Origin of the sequence: Mesobacillus sp. MER 48 (assembly GCF_023714225.1) — a bacterium.
GTDB classification, from domain to species: Bacteria; Bacillota; Bacilli; order Bacillales; family Cytobacillaceae; genus Mesobacillus; species Mesobacillus oceanisediminis_A.
The window spans coordinates 261,272-278,364 of record NZ_JAMAUR010000003.1; the positions used below are offsets into that span (position 1 = coordinate 261,272).

General features: G+C 31.8%; 16 protein-coding genes. All 16 read right to left on the reverse strand.

Annotated features, from left to right (window positions below; translation table 11 throughout):
* Window positions 1-113 precede the first annotated feature (113 nt).
* The 16 genes from M3593_RS12760 to M3593_RS12835 all read right to left on the reverse strand — a co-directional run bounded on the left by M3593_RS12760 (window position 114) and on the right by M3593_RS12835 (window position 16,871).
* Window positions 114-1,367: a lipopolysaccharide biosynthesis protein gene (locus M3593_RS12760; protein ID WP_353056091.1), complete on the reverse strand. Its 1,254-nt coding sequence runs from the start codon at window positions 1,365-1,367 to the stop codon at window positions 114-116.
* Between the two features lie 13 nt (window positions 1,368-1,380).
* On the reverse strand, window positions 1,381-2,076 hold the full coding sequence (locus tag M3593_RS12765) for an acylneuraminate cytidylyltransferase family protein (protein ID WP_251543144.1): 696 nt from the start codon (window positions 2,074-2,076) through the stop codon (window positions 1,381-1,383).
* A gap of 6 nt (window positions 2,077-2,082) precedes the next feature.
* Entirely contained in the window at window positions 2,083-3,243 is a 1,161-nt protein-coding gene (neuC, locus tag M3593_RS12770) for a UDP-N-acetylglucosamine 2-epimerase (protein WP_251543146.1), read from the reverse strand.
* Entirely contained in the window at window positions 3,240-4,244 is a 1,005-nt protein-coding gene (gene neuB / locus M3593_RS12775) for an N-acetylneuraminate synthase (protein WP_483308922.1), read from the reverse strand. Before neuB ends, neuC begins: the two co-directional genes overlap by 4 nt.
* A gap of 15 nt (window positions 4,245-4,259) precedes the next feature.
* Window positions 4,260-4,934 carry a NeuD/PglB/VioB family sugar acetyltransferase gene (locus tag M3593_RS12780; RefSeq protein ID WP_251543148.1) on the reverse strand — a complete coding sequence of 225 codons (675 nt, stop codon included), beginning with the start codon at window positions 4,932-4,934 and terminating at the stop codon, window positions 4,260-4,262.
* A 3-nt stretch (window positions 4,935-4,937) separates the two neighbouring features.
* Window positions 4,938-5,981, reverse strand: coding sequence for a sugar phosphate nucleotidyltransferase (locus M3593_RS12785; RefSeq protein ID WP_251543151.1), 1,044 nt, complete (start codon window positions 5,979-5,981; stop codon window positions 4,938-4,940).
* Between the two features lie 36 nt (window positions 5,982-6,017).
* A complete protein-coding gene (locus tag M3593_RS12790; protein ID WP_251543153.1) occupies window positions 6,018-7,193 on the reverse strand; it encodes a LegC family aminotransferase in 1,176 nt (391 codons plus the stop codon).
* Window positions 7,194-7,204: 11 nt separating this feature from the next.
* Window positions 7,205-8,188 (reverse strand): NAD-dependent 4,6-dehydratase LegB, encoded by a 984-nt coding sequence (locus M3593_RS12795; protein ID WP_251543156.1) that lies wholly within the window; start codon window positions 8,186-8,188, stop codon window positions 7,205-7,207.
* Between the two features lie 32 nt (window positions 8,189-8,220).
* Entirely contained in the window at window positions 8,221-9,018 is a 798-nt protein-coding gene (locus M3593_RS12800) for a hypothetical protein (RefSeq protein ID WP_251543157.1), read from the reverse strand.
* A gap of 438 nt (window positions 9,019-9,456) precedes the next feature.
* The gene (locus M3593_RS12805; protein WP_251543159.1) at window positions 9,457-10,884 is read right to left on the reverse strand and encodes an O-antigen polymerase; all 1,428 of its coding nucleotides are present in this window, start codon (window positions 10,882-10,884) and stop codon (window positions 9,457-9,459) included.
* A 1-nt stretch (window position 10,885) separates the two neighbouring features.
* Window positions 10,886-12,010 carry a non-hydrolyzing UDP-N-acetylglucosamine 2-epimerase gene (wecB, locus tag M3593_RS12810; RefSeq protein ID WP_251543161.1) on the reverse strand — a complete coding sequence of 375 codons (1,125 nt, stop codon included), beginning with the start codon at window positions 12,008-12,010 and terminating at the stop codon, window positions 10,886-10,888.
* Between the two features lie 2 nt (window positions 12,011-12,012).
* Window positions 12,013-13,122, reverse strand: coding sequence for a capsular polysaccharide biosynthesis protein CapF (locus tag M3593_RS12815; RefSeq protein WP_251543294.1), 1,110 nt, complete (start codon window positions 13,120-13,122; stop codon window positions 12,013-12,015).
* Window positions 13,119-14,141 carry a polysaccharide biosynthesis protein gene (locus M3593_RS12820; protein WP_251543163.1) on the reverse strand — a complete coding sequence of 341 codons (1,023 nt, stop codon included), beginning with the start codon at window positions 14,139-14,141 and terminating at the stop codon, window positions 13,119-13,121. Before M3593_RS12820 ends, M3593_RS12815 begins: the two co-directional genes overlap by 4 nt.
* A 3-nt stretch (window positions 14,142-14,144) precedes the next feature.
* On the reverse strand, window positions 14,145-15,380 hold the full coding sequence (locus tag M3593_RS12825; protein ID WP_251543165.1) for a glycosyltransferase family 4 protein: 1,236 nt from the start codon (window positions 15,378-15,380) through the stop codon (window positions 14,145-14,147).
* 25 nt (window positions 15,381-15,405) lie between these two features.
* On the reverse strand, window positions 15,406-16,242 hold the full coding sequence (locus M3593_RS12830; protein WP_251543167.1) for an NAD-dependent epimerase/dehydratase family protein: 837 nt from the start codon (window positions 16,240-16,242) through the stop codon (window positions 15,406-15,408).
* The gene (locus tag M3593_RS12835) at window positions 16,239-16,871 is read right to left on the reverse strand and encodes a sugar transferase (RefSeq protein ID WP_285848040.1); all 633 of its coding nucleotides are present in this window, start codon (window positions 16,869-16,871) and stop codon (window positions 16,239-16,241) included. The genes M3593_RS12830 and M3593_RS12835 overlap by 4 nt, the downstream gene beginning before the upstream one ends.
* Window positions 16,872-17,093: the final 222 nt, after the last annotated feature.

Here is a 17,093-nt window from a genome sequence, read left to right on the forward strand (position 1 = left end):
TCCTATTTATTATTTTTTAGCTTATTAATGTATCTAATAAAGTAAAAACTGACTAAAACTGATAATTAACAGATATATAAAAGATAAACGCCCCAAATGGGCGTCATTTATATTCAAATACTATAACTTTTTTTGCTTGCTTTAAAAATAAAAACATATCTTAATAACTCTGAAACCATAGTTGAAGCTATAGCTCCAGATACACCTATTAAAGGAATAAGTACAAGATTTATTAATACGTTTATTACTGCTGAGACGGTACTACTCATTGCTATTGCCTTTGTCTTTTTTTCATAGAATAGCTTTGCTACTGGTATATAGTATAAACCTGTTAAAACTTTTCCCACAAGCAAAAAAGGGATTATACTAATTGCACTATAATATTCCTTTGAAGCAAAGAGTTTTATCGCATATATAGCAATTGGAATTGAAATTATCCCAAAAAATATAACAATATAGGAGAATTTTTTTAACATTCTACTAGCAATTTCCTCTTTACCTTCCGTTCTTAACCTAGTATATTGCGGGACTATTGCATTATTTATACTTGAATAAAATAAAACTAGCACCATAGACACCTGTACTGCTAGTGAATAGATCCCTACTTCAGCAATAGGAACAAATTTTTCTAATATAACCTTATCTGAAGAATTAATAATCCAACTACTTGCCACATGAGGTATTAATGGAATACTAAAGATCAAACTACGTTTAATATGATTGACATTTAATGAAAGTTTAAAAAACTTCAATTGTATACCAAATGTAAAAAGAACAACAATTATATTAATTGTAAACTGAGAGATTAATGCACTATCCGCTCCCCAACCTTTACCCATAATAAGGTAAGTTGTACTTATCATTATCAAAAGTTCTCTAATAATATTTATTAGAATGAACAGACCTGCCTTTTCTTGGACTCTAATTAAAGCCATTTGTAATGATGAAACTCCTAGTATCCAGGCTAATCCTACAAGATAATAGAAATATGGGTCTATAGAAATAGTTTTAAAAAGCACCCCGCCTATAGTGTCTCTAAAAATTATTAGGGTTATTGCCAAAATCGAAGCAAGAATCACCACAAAAGTAAATATGGAGCCTAAATATTCTCTACTTTTTTCATCATCATTTACGAAATCATAATAAAACCTTGTTATAGCCCCATGTAATGATAACACGAGAAAAAGTTGCAGAAGGCCAACCAAGGTTTGAATTGTTACCATAACCCCATATTCTGACGGGTCCAAAAATTTAGTGAAAATAGGTAACATGATTAATCCAACCAACGGTGTTATCATGGACCCTAGAGTATAAATTAAAGAATTTCTTATTAGCTTATTTTTAAAAAATCTCATAATATAAGACATATTATATTTTCTTTCATTTTTTAATGGGCGAAGATATTAATGCTTCGGCAATTTTGAAGTCAAAAATATCATCTATATCAATAGAATTCTGTTTTTCCATTTCTAAAGCATAGCATTTTTCATCAAAAATGCTAGTAGTTTTCATTAAATAATCAATTTTAACTAGATATAGTGCCCCATTAATTCTATAAAAAGAAGGTAATTTTTGCCGAGGGGAACTTACTATTTCTTTATTAATAAAATTCTTTAGTGATTTGTCTTCTGGCAAAGTATTACACCATAATGGAGAATGTTCAGCTTCACAAACCGATACTATTGCATTCGCTTTTTTCTCACGAAATAAATCATAACCCTTACTAATATCTTCTGCTTTTCTAAGTGGTGATGTAGGTTGAAGCAAGGCAACAGTATCAAAATGATTTCCAGCCTTTTCATATTCTAATATTGTGTCTTTAACAACGTCCCATGAAGATGCTGTATCGGAAGATAATTCTTCCCTACGTAAAAAAGGTACTTTCGCACCCCATTGACGAGCAATGATGGCATATTCTTCTGAGTCGGTTGAGACAAATATTTCTTCAAATAAATTAGAGGACTTTGCAGCTTCAATTGTGTATGCTATAAGTGGTTTGTTATTTAAAGATAATATATTTTTATCACGCAAACCCTTTGAGCCACTTCTTGCTGGTATAATAGCAAGATTGCGCACCTTACCTCACCCCAGATCGTGAAATTTCTTCTTTAATTCAATTCGATTTTCCAGTAAAACTTCTTTTAAAGATGATACTACTTTTTCTGAAGTCCTACCATCACCATAAGGATTAACCACTCTCTTAGCACGATTCTTGAATTCATCAGTTAAAGCTAAATCAATCGCATTCTTGACAGACAAGAATTTCGGCTCACAACTGATTATACTCTCAGCTTGTATTCGGCCTTTTTGACGGTCTCCAATATTTATAGTAGGGATTCCAAAACTCGGTGCTTCTACTAAACCACTTGATGAATTTCCAATTACCATAGATGCAAATTTTAAAGCACTTAGGTATCTAGTCATACCCAATGAAGTAAAAGCTTTAGCGTTCTGATTTTCTTCTATATAAGAGTCAATCATCTGATTAATTATTCTACCATTCCTATCTGCATTTGCTTTAGTAAAAATAAAATTCATATTTGGATATGTTTTACATACCTCTAGTAGTGTTTGCATCTGTTTTTCAGTATTATTATCTTCCAGAGTAACAGGATGAAAAGTTACAATTGCATAGGGTCTATCTAGATTAAAATTAATTGAACTTGCTAATTCACTTTTACTCATTAATCTTTCGTTAAGGATATTTTCTATTCCTATGGCCCCAACACATAACACTCTATCTGGATGTTCACCGAGTTGTATAACCCGATTTCTGTACTCTTCAGTACTGGTATAGTGTAAATAACTTAATTTAGAAATTGCATGACGAACCGACTCATCTACTGCACCTTCTGTAGTTTCCCCACCATATAAATGAGCAATAGGTATCCGTTGGTTCATTGCTACTGTACTGACTGCTAATGTCTCATACCGGTCTCCCAGAACAATTAATAAATCTGGCTTTAATTGCTCAAAGTAATCAGCAAAACTAATCATTGCAATGCCCATTGACTTAGAAATTGCTGCGGGTGTATCAGCACTTAAGAGCATCTCTAGCTTTTGATCAATTGAAATACCATCTTTCTCGATTTCTTTATATGTTAACCCGAATTCTGGAGACAAATGGGCACCAGTTACAACTACACGTACATCAAATTCTGAAACATTGTTCAATTTTTTTATTATTGGTTTTAGTAGACCATACTCTGCCCTAGTAGCTGTCAGAACACTTATCTTTTTCATATTTCAATCAACTCGTCTTCTTCGAAATCTCTTATTGCAGTTTTTCCAATTACCTCAAACCATTTCATTGGACTTATACCATTTCCTGGCCTTTTAACAGTAAGATTTTCTTCAGTGAAAACCTCACCTTTTTGAATGGAAGATTTAGCAATGATACTCTTTCTAGAAATTTCCATATTTTTAACTTCAGATTTGGCGGGTTTTTTTTCACCATTACCCAATGCCAACTCCACATTCCTAATAGCATCTACCATGGCTTTAAGTTCATCAGGTTCTAGACTAGCATTATGATCTGGTCCTTCCATATTTCTATCAAGAGTAAAATGCTTCTCTATAACTGTTGCACCCAGTGCTACAGCTGAAATTGGTACTTCTATACCTTTTGTATGATCAGAATAACCAACCGCAACGCCAAATTCCTTCTCTATAGTTTTCATAGCAGATAAATTAACATCTTCAAATGGAGTGGGATACTCTGTAGTGCAGTGTAACACTGTTAATTCTCCAGCCCCATATTTTTTAAGAACATTAATAGCAGAATGAATTTCATCCATATTACTCATACCTGTAGAAAGAATAACTGGTTTGCCAAGTTTTGCAATTTTTATTAAATATGGAAGATTCGTTATTTCCCCAGACGGAACCTTCCAGGTTTTCATGTCTAAATCACTAAGAAAATCAATGCTTTCAAAATCAAATGCTGTAGAGAGAAACTCAATCCCCTTTACTCTACAATATTCACGTAACTTAACAAAATCATCAAAGGATAATTCAAGTTTCTTAACCATTTCCAACTGGCTTTCAGAGCTGGAAGTATTTTTAGTTTGGTAATCTGCTTTCACTGCATGTTTGGAAACAACTTTTTCGGAAATAAATGTTTGAAATTTAATTGCATCTACTCCAGATTTAACAGCTTCATCAATTAGTTGTTTGGCTAATTTCATTTCACCATTATGATTAACTCCTGCTTCTGCAATTATAAATACCTTATTACCCATCATTTCTCCTTAGTTAAGTTAAGATTTTATTTTTTTTGCTGGAACTCCTACAACAGTTGCCTTCTCCTCAACATCCTTAACAACTACTGCCCCTGCTCCTACAGTAGCACCATTGTTTATTGTTAATTGTTGTAGTACCTTTGCACCTGTTCCAATTAGACATAGATTACTTAAATTAATATCTCCTGAAATAGCAGCTAGAGGATTGATAACATTAAAATCCCCGATTTTTGTGTCATGGCCCACAGTAGCATTTAAATTAAGAAGATTAAAATCCCCTATATTAATGTTACATGTTAAAGATACACCCGCTGCAAATACATTCCCCTTACCCATCAAAACAGAATTTTTATCATATTTGACATTTGGATGTATAATATTAGGAAATACAATGTTTTCTATCGATTTTATGCCATTATATATAATCGATTTAACCTTTGGAGTGCCAATTGGAATAACAACGCCAAGAAGAGCAAAATCTTTTGTATACTCTTCAAAGTTATTATCACTTGCTATAACTTTATAACCATTTATCACTTCGTCACCGATTTTAGATTCATTATCCTCAATAAATCCTAGAAAATCATATACTTTAGTATTGTTATTAAAATTTATTTCTTCTATAATATAGTATGTTTCTTTAGATATTCCCCCGCTACCGAAAATTACAATAGGTAACCCTTTCCACTCCATAATTTAACCTCTTTCCTCAATTCTTTTTCTCATTTTTTCCATCTCACCCAACTCACCCATATCGAGCCACGAGTTTTCACTTATAGGATACACACCTATTTTTTCCCCGTTCTGCTTATATTTCTCTATAATATCAGGAAAGCCAATGCTCTTATTTTCTTCCAATTCATCAATCACTTTCGGTTCCACAATGTACATTCCCGTATTTGTAAAGAATGAGAATTCAGGTTTCTCTCTCATTTCCTCAATTTCACCGGTTTTTCCAATTTCTATGACCCCATATGGTATTCTAATGTTTTTTAAAGAACATACCATAGTTACAAGATTCTTTTCACTTTTATGGTATTCGTAAATTTTTCCATAATCTTCATCAATGAGAATATCACAATTTGTCAAGATGAAAGTGGAATTTATTTTCCCTTTTAACAAGCTTAAACCTCCACCTGTACCTAAGGGTTGATCCTCATCAACATAATTAACTTCATAACTTTTCACTATTTCATTGAAATAGGCCTTAATCATATTTTTTTTATGATTAACGACTAGGAAAAATTTTTCACTTCCATAATTATTAAACCTGTTTATGATATGTTCTGCAATTGGTAAATCTCCAATTGGTATTAACGGTTTAGGCAGTATTTTTGTATAAGGGTATAATCTTGTACCTAATCCTCCTGCCATTATAACTACAGGGATTTGTAAATTCTTAGGTTGTACAATTTCTTCATTCCAGAGCACTACCGAAACAATTTCCCTATTGTTGTTTATAATAGGCAATGCCTCAATTGAATACTTTCGCAATAATTCTTTAGCTGAGGATTTTTCATTTTCATATATAAACTTTGGATTATAGTTAGCAATATCTTTTACTTTTGCATCTAAGTTACCCTTTTTTAAAATCCACCTTCGGATATCACCATCAGTAATAGCAGCCAAAAAGTGGCCGTCCTTTACAACAAAAAGAACTTTCTTGGCCACCTTATCCAACAATGCCATTGCTTCAAGCATAGTATCCTCTTCATTTATTAGAAAATCTTTTACATCCATTCCGCACAACCCCTTAACCTTACTACTATCAACCATCTACTGAATCTTTTCTGGATTTTTTAGTGAATCAATTACATATTCAACATCATCTTTATTCAAGTTGGAACTGCAGGGAACATTAACAATATGATTTAAATAGTACTTTGCTTTTTCAATTTTATATGATTGATCATCTAAATAAGGCTTTTGCTCATGTATTAAACCCCAAATTGGTCTTACTTGTATGCTTTTAGATGATAAATACTTAATAATATCATCTCTATTCAGCGGGTAATTTTCCCCAATAAACAATGCATAGAACCAATAATTACTTCTTAAATTTTTTTCAAAACCCAAGATTTCTAACCCTTCGATATCTCTAATTTTCTCTAGGTAAAGCTTATAGTTTTCTTTTTTAGTTTGTATGAAAGTCTCTAATTGCTCTAATTGAGCTAAACCGAGAGCAGCTTGGAGATTTGTCATACGGTAGTTAAATCCTATTTCATCATGGGTGTAGTACAGTTCATCACTTTTAGCCTGTGTGGTAAGATGTTTGGCGCGTTTTAGTAACTTTTCATCGTTTGATACAATCATTCCACCACCACCAGTAGTCATGATTTTATTTCCATTAAAGGAGTAGACACCCACAGTTCCAATAGTCCCGGCATATTTATTTTTATATTGCCCCTCGGTATAGTAAGATCCAATTGCCTCGGTAGCATCTTCTATTACCTTTAAATTAAATTTACTAGCTACCTTCATTATTTTCTCCATATTTGCCATATTACCGAAAACATGAACTATAATTATAGCCTTAATATGCTTCTTAGTCTTATTGTTAATAAGCCTTCCACCAATAAAACTACATTCCTCTTCACAAAAACTCATAAGCTTATTTACATCCATACAAAGAGAGTCATCACAATCCATAAATATCGGGTTAGCTCCAATGTACTTTACAGGATTAACTGCAGCAATAAAGGTTAAGGTTGGAACAATTACTTCATCTTCGGATTTAACTCCACAAACATGAAGTGCAACATGCAATCCAGCCGTGCCATTTTGACACGAGACCGCTCCTTTTGCATTAACGTAGGCAGAGATTCTTTGCTCAAATTCATCCACGTAAGGTCCACCAGTTGATACCCATTCTGTTTCAACAGCATGCTTTACATACTTTAATTCGTTTCCCTTTAAATTCGGGACCGAAAGAGGAATAAACTTCTTATTCATATCATCTGCTCCTAAATGTTATAAATATCCGCTTTGTATTTATCTAAATTTTGTTTAAAGAATTCAATAGTTTCTGCGATACCTTCTTCAAAAGTATATTGAGGCCTCCAATTAGTAAGGTTCTTTATTTTTTCATTTGAGCCTAGTAATCTATTTACTTCACTGTTTTCTGGCCTTAACCTTTCCTCATCACATATAATTTTCGCGTTAGGATTTATTTGTCTAATTAACTCTTGAGCAAGCTGTCCGATTGAAATTTCCTCTTGTGTTGCAATGTTAATTTCTTCGCCAATTGATTTATCTGATTTAGCAATTTCTATAAAGCCATTGGCAGTATCTTTAACAAAGTTAAAATCCCTTGTTGGTGTTAATGAACCTAGTTTAATCTCTTGTCTTCCTGCAAGTAACTGGGTAATAATTGTTGGAATCACTGCTCTTGCAGATTGACGTGGTCCATAAGTGTTAAATGGTCTAACTATAGTTATTGGCATATTAAAGCTTCTATAGAAAGATTCAGCTAAACGATCCGCACCTATTTTTGTAGCTGAATATGGAGATTGTCCCTGATAAGGATGCTTTTCATCAATTGGTACATATTTGGCTGTACCATAAACCTCTGAAGTAGAAGTAATAAGTAATCTTGAAGTATTTAAATCTCTTGCTGCTTGCAGTACATTCAAGGTTCCTTTGATATTTGTATCAACATAAGTATCAGGGGAGTGGTAACTAAAAGGAATAGCAATCAGGGCAGCAAGATGATAAACTTCATCCATTCCTTTCATTGCTTCTTTTACACCATTTGGGTCTCTAATATCCCCAGTAAATACTTCTATTTCATTCATTATTTCTTTTGGAAGGGTATCTAGCCATCCCCAAGTATTAAAGGAATTATAATATGCAAAGGCTTTGACTCTTTTACCCTTTTTCACCAATTCCTCAGTAAGGTGACTTCCTATAAATCCGTCTGCTCCAGTAATTAATATATTATTTGACATTATTTGTTTCCTCCTTAAGGATCTACAATATATTAGTTCGTTAAAAAATCAATATCCTTGAACAAAGATTCTTTGTCTATAGGTTTTAAAATTCTTTCGTCATTTAAAAAATCAAATCTTCCAGTCAAATCTTCAGTATTATTAAGCAAGTAGATAATACTTATCGGAGTTGATTTATTATACGTAGCTTCAACCAAAACAGTTGAAAATAATGATATACAAATATTGTTGCTGATTGCATCTTCAAAATCATCAATAAGTTCTGTGTTATTGATTTTATAATCAGAATAATTTTCAAGAGGGTGTACCTTAATAAAAAGCTTTCGGTTTTTCGACTCTAAATAACCTGCTATTTCTTTAAGGATTTTTTTGGGCCCATCTTCCTTAGTTGGTTGAGTAAAGAAAATTACTTTCTTATCCCCAATTCTATTTTCCACTGTCTTTTTTATACGATACATTTTATTAGTAACATCCTGATCAAAAACAAATTTGGAAGTATTATAAATATAGTTAAGTTTACTGGCAATATATTTTGATGAACAATAAAAAAGATCACCTACATATGGAGTAGGCATTTCTTCCGTTGATTCAATTCCATGGGGTATACATATCAATTTCTTATTGTATTTTTTACATATTTCTTCTTCTACTAACGCAAATCTATCGTACATTTGCCCAGTGTAAATCGTAGGTAATTTATAAGCTAATACTATTTGTTGTATCGCATGAGTATACACTACAGTATGTGGAATGCGTTTCGCACACATTCGAAGAACCATAGGTGCATATGGTTTCATTACTTCCGTTTTTAATATTTTCATTATTTTCATATAGTCTATTATCGATCTATAGATATAAGATTTTAGCAAGAAAATAATTCTGTTTTTACGATTACCAATTCTATATATAGTAAAATCAAATTTATTTATATCATCTTGAACAAACTCAATTTCATCTAAAACAGCTGATATTTTTTCTTTTGTTCTGGGTACTCTAGCTAAAGCTATTTTATTATTATTTACAACTTCGTATTTACAAAAAAGATTTACTGCAATTAATACTGCCGAAATTAATAGATAAATAAAAAAATAAAAGTGAGAAATATATATATTTAGTTTTTTTTTTTGCCCCCCATCATTATCGCCATATAAATGTCATTAACATAGACGCAATTTTTAAATTCCCTTAGGAGCTCTCTAATAGAAATCATATTTCCCAAAGTAACACCTCATTATTTCCTTATAATTACTCTGTGCAAGTGATACCCTTTAAATTTTATTATTTTTTTGTGTAAAAAGAAAAGAAATAAAAAAAATAATTATTAACATAAAAATAAAAGGAATGAAGAAATGAATGGTTTTCGTTGTAAAATCCCCTCTAAAAAAACCATATAGGCCAATTAAGACATAGGCATATAGTAATGTTTTTGCGTTTAACAATTTATTGTCACCTAGAGCTTTGTTAATTAATCCAGTAATAATTCCAATGATAAAGAGCGTTATAAACATTCCTAAAACGCCAAAATTAGCATAAAATTCTCCAAAAGTAATCCCTGCATAAGCTGATGGTATATTTGAATATGATGGCCATACAAGATAAGCTAAATACTTCCCAAATGCTATTGATTTATCATCATACATACTCCTTGGAATTACCCAAACAAGTATGTTTTTAATAGAATAAAAGTATTTATAAGATTCAATATCTGGAAAATGCCTTATAACAATTAAATAAGTTTCAAATGTATCATACTTCCATAATATATCGGAAAACTTTATATTTTTAAACACTGTTATAATGTCTTTGTTTTGCCTATATACTTGCATAAGTACATTTAATAAATAAACAAAGCCAAGAATCATAAACATAATAATTTTTCTTAATTTGCTATTGAACTTTAGTAATCCATGTTTTTTTTGAGAAATATTAATTGTATACAAATATATAGCAGCAATAAAGAAACTAAAAAGAAAACTCCTGGTCCCTGCAAAAAATTGCATTCCTAACACTATAATGGATAAAAAAATCAAACTGAATTTATTAAAAAAATTCACCTTATATTTCATTAGAATATATGCAGTATTAGTTAAAAAAACAGGATACAAATATAATAAAAGAGATAAGGATCCCAAACTGACACTTGAATAGTTCGTAGTTATTCTTCCAAAGATACTTCCCATATAAATATAGCTATTAAAAAAATCAGCTACAAGCGCGATAAAAATTAGAATATAGTTATATAACATTAATTTATGCTTATTATTTAAAGAGCTTATTGAAAATTGTAATAAGGGGATAGAAGCATTTATTTTTTGAGTATTTTTATACCCTAAAAAAAACATTATCGATCCAATAAAAAATAAATTTGCAGATTTCAGTAATATTTTAGGAGTTTTATATTCATATGGGTAATCATAAAATACAGGTTCATCAAACTGCATTGAAAAAATATGGAAGACGTAAAAAGCAAAAAAAGTATAAATAAAAATTTTCCAAGTACTAAAAAAATCATTTGAATTGTCAGACTTAAACATTACATATAAAAATACAGATAATATTATAAAAAGGCTATTAGCAGTAAAAGAATAACTTATTTCCAAAATAAGATGTAAATAATTTAGTACTGCCAATAAAGTTGCTAATATTAATGTTAAAAACAAAGTATGAAAGTTTTTTGGCTGGTTTAATTTGGCCAACTCACTCCCCCCATACAACTCTTTTTACATAGTCTGTATATGACAATAAAATTCTTAATACCTTCTCTGACACATTTGGCATAGAATAATCTTCTACATTCCTTAATGTATATTCTTTTTGTGTATCTAATACTTTTAGCCCTTGCAAAATTCTATCTATTTTTAGTCCCACCATCATAACTGCTGCTTCCTCCATTGCTTCTGGCCTTTCATGAGCTTGTCTAATATTAAGAGCTTTAAAACCAAGTATTGAGGATTCTTCACTTATTGTTCCACTGTCACTTAAAACAACCTTAGCTTTCACTTGGAGTTTCACATAATCATTAAATCCAAGAGGATTTATTGTTTTTACTAAATTATTAAACTTTATTCCTTTTTCATTAATCATTTTTCTCGTTCTTGGGTGTGTACTAACAATTACTGGTAACTTATAAATTTCGGAGATGGTATTAAGACTTTCAATTAAATCTAAAAAATTTGATTCAGAATTAATATTTTCTTCTCTATGAGCTGAAACTACAAAGTATTTCCCTTCCTCAAGCTGTAACCTTTTTAATACTTCTGATTTAGTAATATCCTCTTTCTTAGAATTAAGCACTTCAAACATCGGACTTCCAGTTTTAATAATTCTATCAGCAGGTAAACCTTCTCTTAACAAGTATTCCCTAGCTATATCACTATATGTCAAATTTATATCTGCGATATGATCAACGATTTTACGATTAGTTTCTTCTGGAACTCTTTGATCAAAACATCTATTACCTGCTTCCATATGGAAAATTGGTATTTGTCGACGCTTAGCTGCAATTGCACATAAACAACTATTCGTGTCCCCAAGTACTAAAAGAGCTTCTGGTTTTACTTCGTCTAGTATAGGGTCTATTTTAACTAGTATATTTCCTATTGTTTCTACTGCAGTTCCAGTTGCAGCATTAAGAAAATAATCAGGTTTCTTTAGTTTAAAATCTTTAAAAAATACCTCATTTAATTCATAATCGTAATTCTGACCTGTATGGACTAATATATGCTCAATCGCATTTGATTCTTCTAATTTATTTATTACCGCGGATAGTCTAATAATTTCTGGTCTCGTACCCACGACTGTCATGACTTTTAATTTTCTCATGTTCAAACCTCCAAATAGTACGTATCTGGCTTTTCAGAATCGAATTGTTCATTAGCCCACATTATTGTGACCATATCTGTTTGTCCTAAGTTTTCGATATTATGAGTATAGCCAGTAGGTATATCTACTACTTCTAATTTTTCTCCGCTAACATAATATTCAATAACCTCTTCGGAACCAAGTTTTCTAAAACGAATGACTCCATTTCCACTAACCACTAAAAACTTTTCATTTTTAGTGTGATGCCAGTGATTCCCTTTTGTAATACCAGGTTTTGATATATTAACAGAAACCTGACCTCTTTCTGGTGTCTTTATAAACTCAGTGAAAGAACCTCTATCATCTACATTCATTTTAAGTTCATAATTGAAGTGATTTTCAGGCAGGTAACTCAAGTAGGTACTGTATAATTTTTTTGTAAAAGCATCGGACATATCAGGAATAGTTCGTTCATCACGGCTATTCTTGAATGAATAAATCAGTTCAGCTATGCTTCCTAATGTTATTGTATGCACTACCGGAATTATACAAAAGTCTCCAACCCTGTTTTCTTTTCCAATTAAAGCATTGATTAGTTGCTCCACCACATCGTCAATATATACTAAGTTCATGACAACATTAGGATCAGACAGAGTTATAGGTAAATCATGAGCAATTTTATGACAAAATGTCGCTACCGCACTATTATAATTTGGTTTACACCACTTACCGAATACATTAGGGAGACGATAGACTAATACTTTTGCACACGTTTCTTTACTATATTTAAATAGTAACTCCTCGCCAGCTTTTTTACTAACACCATACGGATTATCTAAAGAAGCTTGAATTGATGATGAAATTAAAACAGGACAAGTATTATTATATTTTTTTAAAGTTTCTAAAAGGGCAGATGTAGACTCAAAATTGCCTTCCATGAATTCAGATGGGCTATTAGGGCGGTTTACTCCAGCCAGATGGTAGACAAAATCAGCTTCTTTACAAAATTTATCAAGCAAGGCAGGATTGGAATCTCTCCCATATTCATAGATTTCCGTATAGCCCCGATTCTTTAACTCAGCAATTAAATTCTTTCCTATGAAACCTTTTGCACCTGTTATCAGTATCCTCATTTTTGATTCCATCTTTTCAGCTCTTCTTGAACATAGTCAAGCATCAATAGCTTATCTTTCACCTGCTCAACAGTTAACCTCTGGGTATTATGGGAATTATACTCCCCTTCAACAGATAGCTTTTTATCGCCCTCTACAAAATATTTATCATAGTTTAAATCTCTCTTATCTGCCGGCACTCTATAAAAACCATCTAAGTCTTCAGATACTACATGCTCTTCTCTGGTTAGTAATGTTTCGTAAAGCTTCTCACCGTGACGTGTACCAATCACTTTAATTTCATTCTCTGCATTAAACAGTTCTTTAATCGCTTGAGCTAAATCACCAATAGTTGATGCAGGAGCCTTTTGGACCATTATATCCCCAGCTTCAGCATTCTCGAAAGCAAACACTACAAGTTCTACCGCTTCCTCAAGACTCATTAAAAACCTTGTCATATTAGGGTCAGTTACGGTTAAAGGCTGACCACTTTTAATTTGATCAATAAACAAAGGAATAACAGAACCCCTTGAAGCCATTACATTTCCGTATCGAGTGCCACAAATGAGTGTTTTTTCTGGATCAACTGTGTTCGCCTTGGCAACAAACACCTTCTCCATCATTGCTTTAGAAATCCCCATGGCATTTATCGGATATGCAGCTTTATCTGTAGATAAACAAATTACTTTTTTTACTCCACTCTCTATAGCGGAAGTAAGAACATTATCTGTTCCGATTACATTTGTTTTTACTGCTTCTAATGGAAAGAACTCACACGATGGAACTTGCTTTAATGCAGCAGCATGGAATATATAATCAACTCCATGCATAGCATTTTTTACACTTGCTAAATCACGAACATCGCCTATATAGAATTTCAGCTTCTCATTTCTATATAACTTTCTCATGTCATCTTGCTTTTTCTCATCTCGAGAAAAAATTCGAATTTCTTTGATGTCTGTATCCAAAAACCTTTCCATGACAGCATTACCAAAGGAGCCCGTGCCACCAGTAATCAACAAGGTCTTTTCTTTAAACATTGATTAATCCCCCAATATTCTTTTCATCATTTTAATATATTGCCCAATACAATTTTCTTTTGTATATTTCATGAGGAATAACTTTCTGCTATTCTCGCCCATGACTTTAAGTTTATCTTTTTTCTCTCGAAATCCCTTAATTGCATTAATTAGTTTCAAACTTTCCGATTCTTGTATAACGTATCCTGCGTTATTCTTCGTCAAGTCTTTAGCTATATCAGATTCCGCCCCAATTATTGCTAATATAGGTTTACCAGCCATCATGTAACTATAAGTTTTGCTTGGAACTGCCAGTCCCGTTAGCCCTCCAGCTAAGCTTACTATGAAACAATCACTTATATTTAATGCATCCTGATAATCTTGTCCATGCAAAAAGTCAAATATACTTACATTACTTAATTTCTCTTCCTCTTGAATTCTTTTCAAAGCGTCCATCTTGTTTCCATGGCCTGCAAAAATAAAATGAATGTCTCCTTCATCTTTTAATTTCCGGATTGCATCCACTATTGTATCAAGATCTTGTGCTATTCCCATATTTCCAAAATAAGAGACAACAAGACTAGCTTCTTTTTTAATTGATGAGAATAAAATATTCCTCGCAGAATCAGTTGCATTTAAAGCATAACTATCCTCAAACCAATTTGGGATTACTTCTATTTGTTGTTCATTCAATGTTTGCCTATGTTCCAGTAAGTAATTTTTCATTTCATTTGACAAAGCAATGACTTTACTTACATGTTTAAAGATACTTTTGTTAACAATTTTCATCACATAACTTATTATACTATCTTCCGAAATCACCTTAGTTTTATATGCAATTTCAGGATATACATCATAACTAACAAATACTACCTTTGTTTTAAAAAATTTATTTGAAAGTCCTGCTATAAAAGGTAATATAGGTGGATTTGAATAAACAATAATTGATCTATAATTCTTTAGAGTTCTAAAACGCAAGGCTACTGAAAAAGTAAAAGAAAAATAATTTATTAATCTCCCTATGAAATTGTTGCGCTTGAGTTGCAAATATTTAAGCCTTTTGATTTCAATGTTTTTATACGTTTCTTCTAGCGGAACTTTTTTAGATTGGTTATACTCCCTAGGATATCCACATAATGCACTAACTGTGAACCCTTCATTCACCAAACCCATTGCTGTATCGAAGGGAAGTGTGGCAGAAGAAATATATTCTGGATAGAAATATTGGCATAAAAATAGGATGTCCTTTTTATCATTCATAAATAATCTCTTCTTTCTAAAGCTATTATTCTGTCAATCTGATCGATTCTTCTAAAGGAATAGGGTTATAACCATTATAATCGGAGAGTTTTTGATCATAATATAGATCTCCGAAAACTTTTTTTACTGTATTTACATTCATATTTTTTATTAATGGATTTAAAATTTTAGTTAGTTTAATTTTTTTTCCGTTTTCTTCAGCGATCAATTTCACTAAGTAAGATGTACAAACATATTCTTGATTTTGTGGTAGGAATATACCCTCATTACAATCGTCAAGTAATAACCTGATATACTCACATAAATTTTCAATAAATATCATGCTACGTTTATTTTTAATATCGGGAAAGTATGGAATTTTTAATGCGATTTTAACCAATCTTTGATAATTCCCCTTACAACCCTTGCCATAAATCATCGGAGGTCTTACAATAGCTACTTTGAAATTATCCGTTGATAATGATTGAATCAATTTTTCCGCCTGTAGCTTGGACTTCCCATAGTTATTTGTAGGTTTCGGAATAGATTGCTCATTAATAATACCAGCTTCTTTTCCATAAACACTCATAGAACTTAAGAAGATAAACTGATTTACACCATCATTCTTTGCTTTTAATGCCACACTATATGATAAATCCCGATTGATTTTAAAATAATGTCCTTCATTGAATTTAGTTTCCTTTATATGCGCTATTCCAACAGTATGGATAATAGCATCATACTCAGAAAAGTTCTTTTCCTTCCACAATTCATTTCTTAAATTAATAGTTTCAGCTAAATATTTATTTGGAAACTTTCCAAACCATTTTAATAATTTTGTTCCAACATAGCTATTAGTACCGGTTATTAGTATCTTTTTCATTTAGATGGCTCCTTAGTAGTAGCTGCTTCTTTTTTACCTATAGTCCCAGTACCACCTTCAATTACTCCATCCTTTTTTAAAACACTGATAATCGTATATACAAAACATTTCAAATCCATCAAAAAACTCATATTTTTTCGGTACTCCCCATCAAGTTTTGCCTTAATGTCAATAGAGAGCTCGTCTCTACCATTAACTTGAGCCCATCCAGTAAGACCAGGGAGTATATCATTGGCACCATATTTATCTCTTTCTTCTATTAAATCATACTGATTCCACAAAGCTGGTCTGGGTCCAATAATACTCATATGCCCAACAAAGATATTCCATATTTGAGGCAGCTCATCAAGAGATGTTTTTCTAAGAAATTTACCCGTTTTCGTTATATATTGTTCTGGACTTTCCAACAAGTGTGTAGGTGTATCTTTTGGGGTGTCAATTCTCATGGTTCTAAATTTTAATATTTCAAAATGCGATTTATGAATTCCCACCCTTTTTTGCTTAAACAGTACAGGCCCTCTTGATTCTATCTTTATTGCGACAATTATTAATAAAAACAATGGAAAGATAACCATTAATCCTGTCGTTGAAAGAATTACATCAATCAGCCTTTTTATTTTATTATACAAATCATCCACTTCCTCTTTCTCGGTTAGTACGTTAATACTTTATTGGATATAGTTTTTAATCATTAATTATCAAATAAACTACTAACCCACTAACATACCGTTGGATATTGAAAAATTTTTAGCCCCTGTCCATTAATGTATCCATCATTTAAACAGGGGCGAGGCCCTCTAATCCCCTTAACCCTTTCCTCCATTAACACCTACACCAGTACCAAGTAAGCA

What these genes read in the sequence shown, in the direction of transcription:
- neuB (WP_483308922.1), bottom strand. Translation starts at nt 4,244, where the DNA reads ATGATGGGTAATAAGGTATTTATAATTGCAGAAGCAGGAGTTAATCAT.
- wecB (WP_251543161.1), bottom strand. Translation starts at nt 12,010, where the DNA reads ATGAGAAAATTAAAAGTCATGACAGTCGTGGGTACGAGACCAGAAATT.
- M3593_RS12825 (WP_251543165.1), bottom strand. Translation starts at nt 15,380, where the DNA reads ATGAATGATAAAAAGGACATCCTATTTTTATGCCAATATTTCTATCCA.
- M3593_RS12795 (WP_251543156.1), bottom strand. Translation starts at nt 8,188, where the DNA reads ATGTCAAATAATATATTAATTACTGGAGCAGACGGATTTATAGGAAGT.
- M3593_RS12785 (WP_251543151.1), bottom strand. Translation starts at nt 5,981, where the DNA reads ATGGATGTAAAAGATTTTCTAATAAATGAAGAGGATACTATGCTTGAA.
- M3593_RS12800 (WP_251543157.1), bottom strand. Translation starts at nt 9,018, where the DNA reads ATGAAAATAATGAAAATATTAAAAACGGAAGTAATGAAACCATATGCA.
- M3593_RS12790 (WP_251543153.1), bottom strand. Translation starts at nt 7,193, where the DNA reads ATGAATAAGAAGTTTATTCCTCTTTCGGTCCCGAATTTAAAGGGAAAC.
- M3593_RS12815 (WP_251543294.1), bottom strand. Translation starts at nt 13,122, where the DNA reads ATGAGGATACTGATAACAGGTGCAAAAGGTTTCATAGGAAAGAATTTA.
- M3593_RS12780 (WP_251543148.1), bottom strand. Translation starts at nt 4,934, where the DNA reads ATGGAGTGGAAAGGGTTACCTATTGTAATTTTCGGTAGCGGGGGAATA.
- M3593_RS12830 (WP_251543167.1), bottom strand. Translation starts at nt 16,242, where the DNA reads ATGAAAAAGATACTAATAACCGGTACTAATAGCTATGTTGGAACAAAA.
- M3593_RS12820 (WP_251543163.1), bottom strand. Translation starts at nt 14,141, where the DNA reads ATGTTTAAAGAAAAGACCTTGTTGATTACTGGTGGCACGGGCTCCTTT.
- M3593_RS12760 (WP_353056091.1), bottom strand. Translation starts at nt 1,367, where the DNA reads ATGTCTTATATTATGAGATTTTTTAAAAATAAGCTAATAAGAAATTCT.
- neuC (WP_251543146.1), bottom strand. Translation starts at nt 3,243, where the DNA reads ATGAAAAAGATAAGTGTTCTGACAGCTACTAGGGCAGAGTATGGTCTA.